Here is a 14,235-nt window from a genome sequence, read left to right on the forward strand (position 1 = left end):
TTGTTGAAGCTACTGCCTCTCTTTCGCTCGTGTTGAAGGGTCCCCACCCCCGGCCCCCTCATCTAGATGTGGTCCCTGACCTTCTGGAAGAGGTCCGGGTAGCGCGCGTCCAGGCGCGCCGTCGCGAGGCGCATCCCGATCCAGAAGGCGAGGCCGCCGAGGATCAGCGACAGGACGCCCGCGAGCAGCTGCAGCGGGAGGCTCCCGACGACGACGCCCCAGATGCCGACGCCGATCGTCGGCAGCTGCGGGATGAAGATCGCGACCATCGCGATGCCCATCGACAGCATGGCGTTGGCACTCGAGGCGGACTTGTCCTTCATCGGGTTGGTGCCCGGCGCGGAGGACGGGTAGGGCATCAGCACCGAGATCAGCATCGACAGGCCCCAGGCGCCGAGCATCGTGCCGAACGAAGCCATCATCACCAGCGGGATCAGCGACGGCAGCCCGTACAGCAGCGGCAGCACGATCATCACCACCATCAGCGGCGGGACCATGATCACAGCCATCGCCGCGACGCGGCCCAGGAGGTTCGCCCGCGCGGGCATCCCCGCGACGATCTGCACCCAGCCGGCGGGGCCGTCGAAGCCCAGCTCGTTCGAGAGGCTGATGCCGCTGAGCCCGGCCATGAACACGGCCATGCCCATCATCATCGGGCGGGACTCGGGGAGCATCAGCCCCATCGCCGCGAGGAACACCACGATCAGCGGGTAGATGCCGATCGCCGCGAGATAGCGGGTGTCGCGCCGCCAGTAGCGCAGGGCGCGGCCCATCGCGGCGCCGAAGGGGCCGGCGGGGACGAAGGGCGGCACCAGCGAGGTGACCCTGGTGCTCCCCGAGGAGGCATCGCCGGTCAGCGCCGAGGTGAGCGAGACGTCGATCGAGCGTCGCCACCACAGCCAGGTCAGCACGATCGCGGCCGCGCCGATCACCGCGCGCAGCAGTCCCGTCAGCCAGCGGCCCTCGGCGAGGTCCATCGGCACCGCGAACAGTGCACCGAAGGGCGTCCAGGCGAATCCCTCGATCACGCGGGGCAGCCAGCGCATGAGCATCGCGCCGTCGATGTCGCCGATCCGCTGCGCCCCCAGGGAGAAGCCGTAGATCGCCGCGAACATGACCATCATCCCGATCACACCGCCGATCTCCCGGCCGGAGCGGGAGCTGGAGCGGGCCGCGGAGTGCGCGAACCAGGCGCGGGGCAGCAGCAGGCAGAGGACGAACCCCGCGAGGTTCGCGGGCAGCAGGGCGATCAGCCCGGCGGCGATGCCGACGGCCCCGGGGCCGTAGAGCACCAGCCACAGCGCCTCGAAGACCGTGGCGATGAGCAGGGCGGCGAGGGTGAACAGGCTGGGGATCGACAGCACGGCGGCCGCGAGCATGCCCGGCTGCAGCTCCTTCGCGGAGCGCGGGTAGACCGCGAAGGCGCGCGGGTCGAGGGTGTCATCGAGCCCGAAGGCGAACACGGGGATCAGGAACCACAGCAGCACGGTGAGCACGCCCAGGCCGCGCGCGATCATCGGGAAGAGGGAGCCCTCGCCGGAGAGCACCGTGGTGCTGAGGAAGAGGAAGACGAGCAATCCGAGGCCGCCGAGGGCGTACAGCACGCCGATGGAGACGCCGACGATCTTGCCGACGTTCTTGCGGTACGACCGCTTCCACAGCGTCCACTTCAAGCGCAGGGACAGCCGGATCAGGTCGCGCGCGGGGACGGTGCCGTGCTCGACGGCGTCAGGGGTCAGGACTGCAGCCACGCCAGGCTCCCCTCCGCGACCTCGCCGCCGCCGACCAGGTCGATGAACGTCTGCACGAGGCTGCCGCCGCGACGTACCTCGTCGAGGGCGCCCGCGGCACGCAGCTCGCCGCCGGCGATGATCGCGACGTGCGAGCAGAGGCCCTCCACCAGCTCCATCACGTGGCTCGAGAGCACGACCGTGCCGCCGCCCGCGACGTAGGAGGTGAGCACCGTGCGGATCACCTGGGCGGAGACCGGGTCGACGGCCTCGAGCGGCTCGTCGAGGACCAGCAGCCGCGGGGCGTGCAGCAGGGCGCAGGCGAGCAGGATCTTCTTGGTCATGCCCGCGGAGTAGTCGACGACCAGCTTGCCGTCCTCCCCGGCGAGGTCGAAGGCCGCGAGCAGGGAGTCGGTGCGCTCCTCGACGACCGCGGGCTCCATGCCGCGGATCAGGCCCACGTAGGTCAGCAGCTCCCGGCCGGTCAGGCGGTCGAAGGTGCGCAGACCGTCGGCCAGCACCCCGAGATGAGCCTTCGCCCTCTCGGGCTCCGCCCACATGTCCACGCCGAGCACCTCGGCGGTGCCGTCGTCCGGGCGCAGCAGGCCCGTCGCCATCGACAGGGTGGTGGTCTTGCCGGCCCCGTTGGGTCCGACGATGCCGTAGAAGGAGCCGCGCGGGACGTCCAGGGAGATCCCGTGGACCACCTCCGTGCCGCCGAAGGACTTGCGCAGGCCGCGCAGGGAGAAGGCGGGGGCTGGATCGCTGTGCATGGGGTCACGCTATCGGCGGGGGAGAGGCCCCCGCACCGTCGCTCGGCCAGCGCGGGGGCGACCTTCGTCGGACCCGAGCGCCCCGTAGAGTGTGCGGGTGGCCGCACCGGCCCGGAGGAGGGAAGACGATGTCGAAGCTGCGCCCGAGCGAGAGGCGACCCGCGGTCGCCCAGGAGGTCGCCGAGATCCCGATCGGCATCCGTCGGCTGTCGGCATGGTCCTGGCGGCTGCTGGTGATCGTCGCGGCCGGCGCGCTGCTGATGTGGGGCCTGATCCAGGTCTCGGGCCTGATGATCCCCGTGCTCATCGCGATCCTGCTCGCCGTGATGCTGACCCCCGTGGTCAAGGCGCTCACGCGCTACACCTTCCTCGGCCGGGGCGCCGCGAGCGGGGTGGCGCTGCTGGGCCTGCTGCTCGTCATCGCGGGCATGTTCACCCTCGCCGGACGGCAGTTGATCGCGCAGTGGGGCTCCATCCAGGCCCAGGCGATCGCCGGCTTCCAGGCGGTCATGAACTGGGTGACAACGACCTTCAACATCGGCAACTCGACGATCGACTCCGCGATCGACGAGGGCCTCGCCCAGCTGCAGCAGAACGCGGACCAGCTGGTGAACTCGGCGCTGTCCACGGCCGCGGTGCTCGGCAACCTCGCCACCGGCATCATCGTCACCCTGTTCACCCTGTTCTTCCTGCTCTCGAGCGGGTCGACGGTGTGGCGCTGGGTGGTGGGGCTGCTGCCGCCCGAGGCGCGCGTGCCCACCCATGAGGCGGTGCGCCGCGGCTGGAAGGCTCTCTCGGCGTACGTCCGCACCCAGATCCTGGTCGCCGCGGTCGACGCGACCGGCATCGCGATCGGCATGCTCGGCCTCGGGCTCGGCTCCTACGCCGTCCCGATCTGGCTGCTGGTCTTCCTGTTCTCCTTCATCCCGCTGGTCGGCGCGGTGCTCTCCGGCGCGATCGCCGTGCTCCTCGTCCTCGTGCTGCACAGCTGGGTCGGCGCGCTGATCATGCTCGCCGTGGTGCTCGCGGTGCAGCAGCTCGAGGGCAACGTCCTCCAGCCCTTCCTCATGGGCAAGGCCGTCGAGCTGCACCCGCTCGCCGTCTTCCTCGGCGTCGCGGGCGGCGCGATGGTGGCCGGCATCCCCGGTGCCCTCTTCGCCATCCCGCTGATCGCCTTCGTCAACGCCACCCTGCTGCACGTCGTCGGCCGCGATCCCAGCCCCGAGCTGGGCGTGGACAAGGCCGCCGCCGCGCACTTCGACGCGCTGCGCCGCGGCCGGGTCCCGGCCACCGGACAGGATCCGCGCCCCGAGAACCCGGTGCGCCGCGCGACGCAGGCCGTCGTGCAGAAGGCCACCGGTTCCGACGCCTGAGCGTCGGGAACCGGTGGCCTCCGGAAGCGGGGGATCCGACCGGACCGCCTCCCCGGGCGGTCCGGTCGGATCGGGGGATCAGGGCACGTAGGGCGTGGCGGCCGTGATCTCGATCGGCAGGGACTTGCCGTTCGGCGCGGTGTAGTCGACGGAGTCGCCGACCTTCGAGCCGTGGATCGCGGACCCCAGCGGCGAGTCGCTCGAGAAGACCTCGAGATCGGTGCCCTCGGCGATCTCGCGGTTGCCCAGCAGGAAGGTGCGCTCCTTGCCGGCCATGGTGATCGTGACGACCATGCCGGGCTCGACCACGCCGTCGTCCTTCGGGGCCTCTCCCACCACGGCGTCCTTGAGCAGGCGCTTGAGGTCCGTGATGCGGGCCTCGTTCATGCCCTGCTCCTCGCGGGCCGCGTGATAGCCGCCGTTCTCCTTGAGGTCGCCCTCGTCCCGAGCCGCGGCGATGCGCTCGGCGATCTCGGTGCGACGGGGCCCCTCGAGCTCGGCGAGCTCCTTGACGAGGCGGTCGTAGGCATCCTGGGTGAGCCAGGCGCCATTCGGCTGGCTGCTCATGGGTTCACTCCTTGTCAGTGGTCCCTCGGGCGCCGGGGCGGAAACGTCCCTGACGCGAAGAACGGGGCACATGTGATCATGCGCCCCGTGGTCGGGTGATGATGACCGGTCCGAAAACCGGTATCGGAGCATGCTACACCGGATCGCATCCGATGACCTCGGCGGACACGGCGCTGCCCTGCGTCGAGATCTCGACGGTGTGCGAGGTGGTGCGCTCGGTCTGCGCCTGGATCCGCACTTCCACGAAGCCCACCTGGGCGCGTCCCTCGTTCAGCGCCTGCACTCGGCAGTCCGCCGCGGTGCCCGGAGGCATCGTCACCGCGAAGGTGGCCTCGAGGCGATCGTCGGCGAGGTGCTCGTAGGAGACCAGGTCGTAGCGCACCGGGGTGCGCGAGATCCACGTTCCCACCACGATCACGCCGACGACGAAGAGCACGGACGCGACGGCGCCCAGGATCCGGGCCGTTCGCCGGGAGACCAGCGGGGCGCCGTAGCGATCGGTCGGGCGAGAGGGGACGGAGCTCATGGCGTCCAGTCTCCCAGACCCCGCCCGGGACTCCGCTCGGGACCGTGGCGTACGATCGGGCGCTGGCGAGTCCCGTGCCCGGGTCCGCCCCGGACCCTGAGGAGAGACGTGAGCGTCCAGCTGCCCGCCCCCGACGAGACCCTGCGTCTGGTCGCCGTCCACGCCCATCCGGACGACGAGTCCTCCAAGGGTGCCGGCTCCACCGCGCGCTACGCCCGCGAGGGAGTCCAGGTCACCGTCATCACCTGCACCGGCGGCGAGCGCGGCGACATCCTCAATCCTCGGCTCCAGGGTGACGAGGAGATCGCCCGCGACCTCCCCGCGGTGCGCCGGCAGGAGATGGCGCGCGCGCAGGAGATCCTGGGCGTGGACCACGAGTGGCTGGGCTTCGTCGACTCGGGCCTGCCCGAGGGGGATCCGCTGCCCCCGCTGCCCGAGGGCAGCTTCGCGGCGCTCCCCGTCGAGGAGGCCGCCCGACCGCTCGTCGAGGCGCTGCGCCGGCTCCGCCCGCACGTGATGACCACGTACGACGAGAACGGCGGCTACCCGCATCCGGACCACATCCAGGTCCACCGCATCAGCCTCGCCGCCTTCGACCTCGCCGCCGATCCGGACTACGCCCCGGAGCTCGGCGAGCCGTGGGAGGTCGCGAAGCTCTACTACATCAATGGGTTCAACCGGCAGCGGTTCTCGGCGATCAACCGGCATCTGATCTCCCAGGGCATCCGCCAGGAGTCCCTCGAGCAGATGCTGGCGCGCTATGACGAGAGCCGGGACCGCCTGCTGACCACCCGGGTCGACGTGCGCGACTACCTCATGGTGCGGGACGAGGCGCTGCGCGCCCATGCCACCCAGGTCGACCCCGAGGGTCTGTTCTTCCAGGTGCCGCACGATGTCGAGACGGTGGCCTGGGGCACCGACGACTACGAGCTGCACATCTCCCGCATCGGGGTGCGCCTGCCCGAGGACGACCTGTTCGCGGGACTCCGCCACGAGACGCTGGAGGCCCGCCCGTGACCGGTGCAGAGGCGCTGCTCGTTCTCGGCGAGGTGCTCGCCGCCCCCTCCGACGGCGGGGAGATGAACTCCGTGACCGTCTCGCCGGGACTGCCCGGGTTCTTCGCGGCCTTCGTCCTCGCGGTCGTCGTGGTGCTCCTGGCCATGGACCTCTCGCGGCGCACGCGCCGCATCCAGGCGCGGGCGCGCGTCGAGGAGCGAATGCGGGAAGAGCAGGAGCAGGAGCAGGCCGCGGCGGACCGGAGTCCGTCGGCGGACCGGAGCTCGTCGGCGGAGGAGCCGGAGCCTCGGGCCGAGCAGCCCGCGGCGGAGCGGAGCCCGTCGGCGGAGGCGCCGGAGCCCCGGGCCGAGGAGCCCCCGTCGGCCCCGGAGGATCCGCAGCGCTGAGGCGAGCCCTCAGATCACCGCGACCGCGACGGCCGCGAAGTGGCAACCGAAACCCGCGATCGTGCCGGCGTGGAAGATCTCGTGGAAGCCGAACCAGGCGAAGGACGGGTTCGGCCGCTTGAGCGCGTACACGACTGCTCCCGCGGTGTAGGCGAGGCCGCCCGCGGCCAGCAGGATCACCACGGGCCAGCCGCCCGTGGCGTGCAGCTGCGGCATGTAGAAGACCGCGACCCAGCCGAGCGCGACATAGGCCGGGACGTACAGCCAGCGCGGCGCCCCGGTCCAGAAGATCCGGAAGCACACCCCTACGATCGCCCCGCCCCACGCGATGGCCAGCAGCGTGAGGGCCTGGCGAGGCTCGAGCAGCGCCGCGGCGATCGGCGTGTAGGTGCCCGCGATGATCAGGAAGATGTTCGCGTGGTCGAAACGGCGCAGCATGATCGCGCGGCGCGGGGACCAGGTCCCACGGTGGTAGACGGCGCTGATGCCGAACAGCAGCGCCGCGGTCAGCACGAAGACCGCGCAGGCCAGACGGATCGACAACGTGTCCCCGAGGGCGACCAGCAGCAGGCCGATCACGAGCGTGGTGGGGAAGGCGATCAGGTGGAGCATGCCGCGCAGGCGGGGCTTAGGCAGCTGCAGCCCGAGCTGGTGCGCGCGGGCGGCCATGGCACGGGTGAAGGTGCGCGGGGCGAAGGGGTGGGACTCGGCCGTGGGCAGGTCTTCGTCGGCCTCGAGAGGCGGGATCTCGGAGGCCGAGGTGCGGGTGCCGGTGTGCATGACGGAAGCGTAACCTACGGACCCGTAACCACGGCAGGGACTGTGCTGTGCGCATCCCGTGAGGATTCGGGGTCCGCTCCCGCGAACGGGCCGCGCCGGGGCCGACGTCGTCGATAATGGTCGGGTGGGACGTCGGGGAGCGGAGGTGGCGATGGCCGAGCAGGGACTGCTCCACAGGATCTACGAGCGACGCCTCGCGCGGGAGCTCGGTGCGTTCTCGCTCCCGCAGCACCTGGGGATCATCGTCGACGGCAACCGGCGCTGGGCGAAGGCCGCCGGGGCCACCACCGAGCAGGGCCACCGCGTCGGCGCCGCGAAGATCGTCGAGTTCCTCTCCTGGTGCGAGGCGCTCGAGATCCCGCTGGTCACCGTGTGGATGCTCTCCACCGACAACCTGCGCCGCCCGCCCGAGGAGCTCGAGGCCCTCTACGGGATCATCGCCGACACGGTCCGGCAGATCACCGCGGCCGGTCACTGCGTGCGCCTGACCGGCAATGCCGAGGCGCTGCCCGCGCGGATCCGGGAGCACCTCGAGGAGCTGCGCGGCGCCGCGAGCGTCGACTCCCGCCTCACCGTCAACGTCGCGATCGGCTACGGCGGCCGCGAGGAGATCGTCGACGCCGTGCGGGAGCTGGTCCGCGACCTCGGCTCCGCCGGGCTCGGGGCCGACGAGATCGCGGAGGCCATCAGCGTCGGCTCCATCGCCGAGCACCTCTACACCCGCGGCCAGCCCGACCCCGACCTCATCATCCGCACCTCGGGGGAGCAGCGGCTCTCCGGCTTCCTGCTCTGGCAGTCCGTGCACTCCGAGTTCTGGTTCTGCGAGACCTACTGGCCGGGGTTCCGTCGCATCGACCTGCTGCGCGCATTGCGCGAGTTCTGCCGTCGGGAGCGGCGCTTCGGGGCCTGAGCCCAGGAACTCCCAGATGACGATTCGGTGAACGTCCCCGCGCCGCGCGGTGTGACGCGCCCGACATCGGGTGCGCGGGGGGCTAAGGTCCAGTCATCCGCGCGATTCGGGGAGGCTCCGATGGATCAGATCATCACCACCAGCACCGATCTGGACAGGGGGGTGATCGGCGCGGCCAACCGGGATGGCTCGCCGGTGGTGCCCTCGCTGCGTCCCGGCAGCGCCCAGCAGATGCTCGACGGCGTCGAGACCGGCGTGATCACGTACGTGCTGGACACCTCCGTGCTGCTCTCGGACCCGCTCTCGCTGCACCGCTTCGCCGAGCACGACATCGTGCTGCCGATCGTCGTCGTCACCGAGCTCGAGGCCAAGCGCCACCATCCCGACCTCGGCTACTTCGCCCGTCAGGCCCTGCGCATCCTCGACGACCTGCGCGAGCTGCACGGCAACCTCTCGGTGCCGCTGCCGATCGGCAAGGACGGGGGGCACGTCCACGTCGAGCTGAACCACATGAACACCTCCTCGCTGCCGGACGGCTTCCGTCTCGGGGACAACGACACTCGCATCCTCGCGGTCGCCAAGAACCTCCAGCTCGAGGGGAAGCACGTGGTGCTGGTCTCGAAGGACCTGCCCATGCGGATCAAGGCCTCCGCCTCCGGCATCCACGCCGAGGAGTACCGCGCCGAGCTCGCCCGCGACCGCGGCTACATCGGCATGGTCACCGCCTCCGTCGACGAGCAGACCATGACCGACCTCTACGACGGACAGGTCGTCGACATCCCTGAGGTCGCGCACCAGCCCGTCCACACCGGGCTCACGATCACCAGCCCCCGGGGCTCGGCGCTCGGCCGCATCACCCGCGAGAAGCAGGTGCGCCTGGTCCAGGGCGATCAGACGGTGTTCGGCGTCGCCGGCCGCTCGGCCGAGCAGCGCGTGGCGATCGACCTGCTGCAGGACGAGTCGATCGGCATCGTCTCCCTCGGCGGCCGCGCCGGCACCGGCAAGAGCGCCCTGGCCCTCTGCGCCGGCCTCGAGGCCGTGCTCGAGCGCCGCACCCAGCGAAAGATCATGGTGTTCCGGCCGCTGTTCGCCGTGGGCGGGCAGGAGCTCGGCTACCTCCCCGGCGACCAGTCCGAGAAGATGGGCCCCTGGGGACAGGCCGTCTTCGACACGCTCGGCTCGATGGTCTCCCAGAACGTCATCGACGAGGTGCTCTCCCGCGGCATGCTCGAGGTGCTCCCGCTGACCCATATCCGCGGCCGCTCCCTCCACGACGCGTTCGTGATCGTCGACGAGGCCCAGTCCCTCGAGCGGAACGTCCTGCTCACGATGCTGTCGCGGATCGGCCAGAACTCCCGCGTGGTCCTCACCCACGACGTCGCCCAGCGCGACAACCTGCGCATCGGCCGCTACGACGGGATCGCGAGCGTCGTCGAGGCGCTCAAGGAGAAGGACCTCTTCGCTCACATCACGCTGCAGCGCTCCGAGCGGTCGAAGGTCGCGGAGCTGGTCACGCACGTCCTGGACGAGCCGATCCCCTGACGGGGTGGGGCGGGCTGGGCTGGGCTGGTTGGCGTGGCGTCTCGCCCCGCCTGGCCCGTGCCGCCTGGCCCCGCCCGGTCTGGCCCCGCCCCGCCTGGCCCCGTCCCGTCTCGCCCGTGCTGCTGTCCGAGTGGGGACGGGACGCCGGTGATGCGACGTGCGTATATGTGCAGCTCGCATCACCGGCGTCCCGTCGGAGCATCTCGCCCCGCGCCTTCCCACCCCTTCTCGCGCCCGCCCTGCGACCGACACCACCGCGCCCACGCCGCACCCCGCCCGCGCTCCACCCCGCCCGCTGCCGCTGCCACTACCGCGCCTGCCGCGACTGCGCCGCTACCGCTACCGCCACCGCCGACTCGAGAACCGATCCTCCCCAGAGGGCGATGATCCACAAGTTCGCTCTCGCGCGTCACTCGTCGCCGAATCGGTGATGCGATCAGCACATGCAGGTCACAGGAGTCGTCCACGCGTCCCAGCTGCCCGACCGGGTTCCGGATCCGGCGGAGCGGCGTCGGTTGAAGCGGTCGGGCGTGATCCGCTCGGCCGGGGAGTGGTACGTGACGGCGGAGGCGCCCCCGGACCTCGTCGCGCTCCTCGAGCAAGGGCTGCGTCCCACCTGCCTGGACGCCGCGGCGCTATACGGGCTCTGGACCCCGATGGGCAGAGGAGTCCACGCCTTTCGCCCGCGAGTCGTGCGGATGCCGGAGCCGGCGCCCCGCGCGCTGCCCATCCGACGCCGCCGGGATCCGGCAACAGCCGAGCTGGTTCCCCTCGTGGACCTCACCTCGACCCCTTCACCGCTCAGTCCGCAGCCGATCGTCCTGCACCCACCGAGCCTGCGGGCCTGGCCGGATGACAACCCGGTCCCGGACATCTCCCGTGTGCTGGACCATGCCGCCCGCTGTCTGCCGACGGTCGATGCGGCGATCCTCCTGGAGTCCGCCCTCGACCTGGGGCTGCTGGACGCCAACGCGCTGCGGGTGCTCCTCGACGGACTGCCGCAGAGATACGGTCGGCCGCTCCGACGGGTGCGCTCCGACGCGCAGTCCGGGACCGAGACCGCTGTGCGCTGGTGGCTCGAGGGCCGATGCGTGAAGGTGCGGAGCCAGGTGCAGCTGCTGCCCGATGTCCGCGTCGATCTCCTCGTGGGGGTGAACTGGGTGATCGAGTGCGACAGTCGCAGGTTCCACGACGATCCGGTGCGGTACGCCGAGGATCGACGGCGGGACCTCGCCCTCTCCGTGAGGGGCTATCGAGTCACGCGTCTGACCTGGGAACAGGTGTTCCTCCAATGGGAGCAGACGTCGAGAATGCTCCAGGTCCTGCTGCGGCAGCGACGGCACTCCGCGGCGCTGTCCGCCTGAGGGGGCGCGGGAGGGGCGGGTGCCGATGGCCGGTGCCGGGGCGTGCAGGGCGGTCATGCGGGCGTGGGAGGGGCGCGCACGACTGGACGCCGGTGATGCGAGCTGCAGATATGTGCAACTTGCCTTCCCTGCGTCCAACCTGCGACCTCGCGGCCGCGCGATCCGGCAGACCGCCCGGGATCAGGCCTTCGGCGCGGTCATGGAGAGCACGTCGAGCGCGCTGTCCAGCTGCTCCTCGGTGAGCTCACCGCGCTCCACGAAGCCCAGCGCGATGACGGCCTCGCGCACGGAGATCCGTTCGGCGACGGCGTGCTTGGCGATCTTCGCGGCGGACTCGTAGCCGATGAGCTTGTTCAGCGGGGTGACGATCGAGGGGGAGGCCTCGGCGTAGAAGCGGGCCTTCTCCTCGTTGGCGACCAGACCGTCCACCGTCTTGTCGGCGAGCACGGTGGAGGCGTTGGCGAGCAGGCGGATCGACTCCAGCAGGCTCGTGCCCATGAGCGGGATCTGCACGTTGAGCTCGAAGGCGCCCTGCGCGCCGCCCCAGGCGATCGCGGCGTCGTTCCCGACGATCTTCGCGCACACCATCAGCACGGCCTCGGGGATGACGGGGTTGACCTTGCCGGGCATGATCGAGGAGCCGGGCTGCAGGTCCGGGATCGCGATCTCGCCGAGGCCCGTGTTGGGGCCGGAGCCCATCCAGCGAAGGTCGTTGCAGATCTTCGTGATCGAGACGGCGATGGTGCGCAGCGCGCCGGACATCTCGACCAGGCCGTCGCGCGCGGACTGAGCCTCGAAGTGGTTGCGGGCCTCGGTGAGCGGCAGCGAGGTCTGCTCGGCGAGGTTCGCGATGACCTTCTGCGGGAAGCCGATCGGCGTGTTGATGCCGGTGCCGACGGCGGTGCCGCCCTGGGGGACCTCCGCGGTGCGGGGCAGGGCCGCCTCGACCCGCTCGATGCCGTAGCGGACCGCGGCCGCGTAGCCGCCGAACTCCTGGCCGAGGGTGACCGGGGTGGCGTCCATGAGGTGGGTGCGGCCGGACTTGACGACGTCCTTCCACGCCTCCGCCTTCGCCTCGAGGGACTCGGCGAGGTGGGCGAGGGAGGGGAGCAGGTGCTCGACGACGCCCGCGGTGACGGCCACGTGCACCGAGGTGGGGAACACGTCGTTGCTGGACTGCGAGCAGTTGACGTGGTCGTTGGGGTGCACCTCGAGGTCGCCGCGCGAGGCGAGGGTCGCGAGCACCTCGTTCATGTTCATGTTCGAGCTGGTGCCGGAACCGGTCTGGTAGGTGTCGACCGGGAACTGGTCGTCGTGGGCGCCGGAGATGACCTCGTCGGCCGCGGCGACGATCGCGTCGGCGATCGCGCCGTCGAGGACGCCGAGCTCCTTGTTGGCGCGGGCCGCGGCCTTCTTCACCTGCGCGAGCGCGTGGATGTGGGCGGGCTCGAGGCCCTGGCCGGAGATCGGGAAGTTCTCGACGGCGCGCTGGGTCTGCGCCCGGTACAGGGCGGACGCGGGGACGCGCACCTCACCCATGGTGTCGTGCTCGATGCGGTACTCGTCCTGCGCGGCGGCGGGCGTGGTCGGGGTCATCAGGTTCCTCCCTCGGGGGTGAGCGGTCTGGTCGTCGGGTCGCCGGATCAGGCGAGCTCGTGGCTCCACGGCGGGTTCGCTCCCGCGCGCGAGACGGTGATGGCGGCGAGCGCGGCGGCGCGGCGCAGCACGGTCGCGAGGTCGTCCGACGGGATGGCTGCGAGCGCCTCGCGGCCCGAGGCGCCGAGGAGGCCCTTCGCGGCGAGCGCGTCGAGGATCCCGGCGGAGAACGTGTCGCCGGCGCCGACGGTGTCGACGGCCTCGACGACGACGGGCGCGACCTGCACGCGGCCGCTGCGGGCGAAGCCGACGGCGCCCTCGCTGCCGCGGGTGATCACGGCGAGGCGCGGGCCGAGGTCGAGCCAGGACGCGACGACGTCCTCGATGTCCTCGGTGCCGTACAGCCACGCGACGTCCTCGTCGGACGCCTTGACGACGTCGGAGAGCCGCAGGTTCTCCTCGATCCGGGCGCGGACTCCCTCCGGGGAGCCCATGAGGCTCGGCCGGGCGTTCGGGTCGTAGCTGATGGTCGCGGTCTCGCGGGCGGCGGTCAGCACCTGCCGGACGGTCGCGGCGCCGGGGTCGAGGACCGCCGCGATCGACGAGGTGTGGACCGCGTCGACGGCCGACGGGGCGCCCGTGGGGTCCGGGGCCCAGGTCAGGTCGAAGACGTAGGTCGCGGCGCCGGTCGCATCGAGGGTTGCCTCGGCGGTCGAGGTCGGCTCCGCGGTCGAGCTCGCCGGGGTGAGCTGCACGCGGGACTGCTCGAGGTGGGCGCGGATCGCGTCGCCGCGGGCGTCGGCGCCGATGCGGGTGAGCAGATGGGAGGTGTGGCCGAGGCGCCCGAGGGCGACGGCGACGTTCAGGGGGGAGCCGCCGGGGTGCTCACGGCGCGTGCCGTCGGCAGAGACGACGATGTCCGTGAGGGCTTCTCCGACGGTGAGGAAGGTGGAAGTCACCCCCGGATCATGTCAGGTTTCGCCGGACGAGGCGACACGGCGACAATGGGTCCATGCAGGAACCGCCCGAAGCCCCCCAGAAGTCCCACTATGAGCTGCCGTCCCGGAAGAACACGGTGCTGCGCAACATGGTGTGGGCGCTGCTGCTCACCATGGGTGTCGTGGTGATCATCGGGATCACCTTCTTCGGCGTGGGGGACAGCGGCGACCGCCAGGTGCTCGAGAACTCGGAGCTGGACGTCGCCGCGAGTGCCGAGCGTGCGCAGGACGCCGCGGACTTCCCCGTCGCCGCCCCGGAGATAGGGGAGGAGTGGGCGGAGCGCGATGCCCGCTTCACCGGGGGCGAGGTGCCGAGCTGGCGGGTGCAGTACACGGCGCCGAGCGGTCGCCTCGTGACCCTGACCGAGGAGGCGGAGCTGAGCGCGACCATGCTCTCCGCCGCCGTGCCGGGGGCGGTCGTCGAGGCCGAGGTGGAGATCGACGGCGCCTCGTGCCAGCAGCTGGCGGGCGAGCAGGACGGCAGCGCCGTGCGGGCCCTGGCCTGCGAGGGCGAGGGATTCGGGCTCCTGGTGCACGGCGACGTGGAGGACGCCGAGCTGCGCGCCCTCATGGACGCCGCGCTCGCCGACATCGCCTGAGCCGCGGGACTCCGCGGCGCTGATCGCCGCATCGGCCGGGGTCGCCGGACGGCGTCTGCGTCCGACGGTCGCCG

The 14,235-nt window shown here is 71.5% G+C and carries 14 protein-coding genes; 7 read left to right on the plus strand and 7 right to left on the minus strand.

Going from position 1 to position 14,235, the window contains the following annotated elements; translation table 11 throughout:
• Window positions 1-62: 62 nt before the first annotated feature.
• Window positions 63-1,751, minus strand: coding sequence for a hypothetical protein (locus tag V1260_RS14460; RefSeq protein ID WP_329747526.1), 1,689 nt, complete (start codon window positions 1,749-1,751; stop codon window positions 63-65).
• The gene (locus V1260_RS14465) at window positions 1,736-2,503 is read right to left on the minus strand and encodes an ABC transporter ATP-binding protein (RefSeq protein ID WP_329747527.1); all 768 of its coding nucleotides are present in this window, start codon (window positions 2,501-2,503) and stop codon (window positions 1,736-1,738) included. Before V1260_RS14465 ends, V1260_RS14460 begins: the two co-directional genes overlap by 16 nt.
• 128 nt (window positions 2,504-2,631) lie before the next feature.
• On the opposite strand from V1260_RS14465, the gene V1260_RS14470 reads away from it, so the two are divergent.
• Window positions 2,632-3,876 (plus strand): AI-2E family transporter, encoded by a 1,245-nt coding sequence (locus tag V1260_RS14470; protein ID WP_329747528.1) that lies wholly within the window; start codon window positions 2,632-2,634, stop codon window positions 3,874-3,876.
• Window positions 3,877-3,954: 78 nt separating this feature from the next.
• Here V1260_RS14470 and greA read toward each other — a convergent pair whose 3' ends face one another.
• Both greA and V1260_RS14480 read right to left on the minus strand, forming a co-directional pair.
• The gene (gene greA, locus V1260_RS14475) at window positions 3,955-4,443 is read right to left on the minus strand and encodes a transcription elongation factor GreA (RefSeq protein ID WP_329747529.1); all 489 of its coding nucleotides are present in this window, start codon (window positions 4,441-4,443) and stop codon (window positions 3,955-3,957) included.
• Between the two features lie 133 nt (window positions 4,444-4,576).
• Complete coding sequence (locus V1260_RS14480; RefSeq protein WP_329747530.1) at window positions 4,577-4,969, minus strand: DUF4307 domain-containing protein; 393 nt, start codon at window positions 4,967-4,969, stop codon at window positions 4,577-4,579.
• 108 nt (window positions 4,970-5,077) lie between these two features.
• On the opposite strand from V1260_RS14480, the gene mca reads away from it, so the two are divergent.
• Both mca and V1260_RS14490 read left to right on the plus strand, forming a co-directional pair.
• Window positions 5,078-5,986 (plus strand): mycothiol conjugate amidase Mca, encoded by a 909-nt coding sequence (gene mca / locus V1260_RS14485; protein ID WP_329747531.1) that lies wholly within the window; start codon window positions 5,078-5,080, stop codon window positions 5,984-5,986.
• Window positions 5,983-6,372, plus strand: coding sequence for a hypothetical protein (locus V1260_RS14490; RefSeq protein WP_329747532.1), 390 nt, complete (start codon window positions 5,983-5,985; stop codon window positions 6,370-6,372). The genes mca and V1260_RS14490 overlap by 4 nt, the downstream gene beginning before the upstream one ends.
• A 9-nt stretch (window positions 6,373-6,381) precedes the next feature.
• Here the strand turns inward: V1260_RS14490 and trhA are convergent, their stop codons facing one another.
• Window positions 6,382-7,152, minus strand: a complete 771-nt coding sequence (gene trhA / locus V1260_RS14495) for a PAQR family membrane homeostasis protein TrhA (protein WP_329747533.1) — start codon at window positions 7,150-7,152, stop codon at window positions 6,382-6,384.
• Window positions 7,153-7,303: 151 nt separating this feature from the next.
• Between trhA and V1260_RS14500 the strand changes: the two genes are divergently transcribed.
• The 3 genes from V1260_RS14500 (at window position 7,304) to V1260_RS14510 (ending at window position 10,968) form a co-directional block, all read left to right on the plus strand.
• Window positions 7,304-8,062, plus strand: a complete 759-nt coding sequence (locus V1260_RS14500) for an isoprenyl transferase (RefSeq protein WP_329747534.1) — start codon at window positions 7,304-7,306, stop codon at window positions 8,060-8,062.
• Window positions 8,063-8,293: 231 nt separating this feature from the next.
• Complete coding sequence (locus V1260_RS14505; RefSeq protein ID WP_329747630.1) at window positions 8,294-9,604, plus strand: PhoH family protein; 1,311 nt, start codon at window positions 8,294-8,296, stop codon at window positions 9,602-9,604.
• Window positions 9,605-10,047: 443 nt separating this feature from the next.
• Entirely contained in the window at window positions 10,048-10,968 is a 921-nt protein-coding gene (locus V1260_RS14510; RefSeq protein ID WP_329747535.1) for an endonuclease domain-containing protein, read from the plus strand.
• Window positions 10,969-11,148: 180 nt separating this feature from the next.
• Here the strand turns inward: V1260_RS14510 and V1260_RS14515 are convergent, their stop codons facing one another.
• A complete protein-coding gene (locus V1260_RS14515; RefSeq protein WP_329747536.1) occupies window positions 11,149-12,564 on the minus strand; it encodes a class II fumarate hydratase in 1,416 nt (471 codons plus the stop codon).
• 47 nt (window positions 12,565-12,611) lie between these two features.
• Entirely contained in the window at window positions 12,612-13,523 is a 912-nt protein-coding gene (locus V1260_RS14520; RefSeq protein ID WP_329747537.1) for a carbohydrate kinase family protein, read from the minus strand.
• A 53-nt stretch (window positions 13,524-13,576) separates the two neighbouring features.
• Between V1260_RS14520 and V1260_RS14525 the strand changes: the two genes are divergently transcribed.
• The gene (locus V1260_RS14525) at window positions 13,577-14,161 is read left to right on the plus strand and encodes a DUF4245 domain-containing protein (RefSeq protein ID WP_329747538.1); all 585 of its coding nucleotides are present in this window, start codon (window positions 13,577-13,579) and stop codon (window positions 14,159-14,161) included.
• Window positions 14,162-14,235 lie beyond the last annotated feature (74 nt).

Source organism: Brachybacterium sp. J144, assembly GCF_036321705.1.
In the GTDB taxonomy this organism is placed as follows: Bacteria; Actinomycetota; Actinomycetes; order Actinomycetales; family Dermabacteraceae; genus Brachybacterium.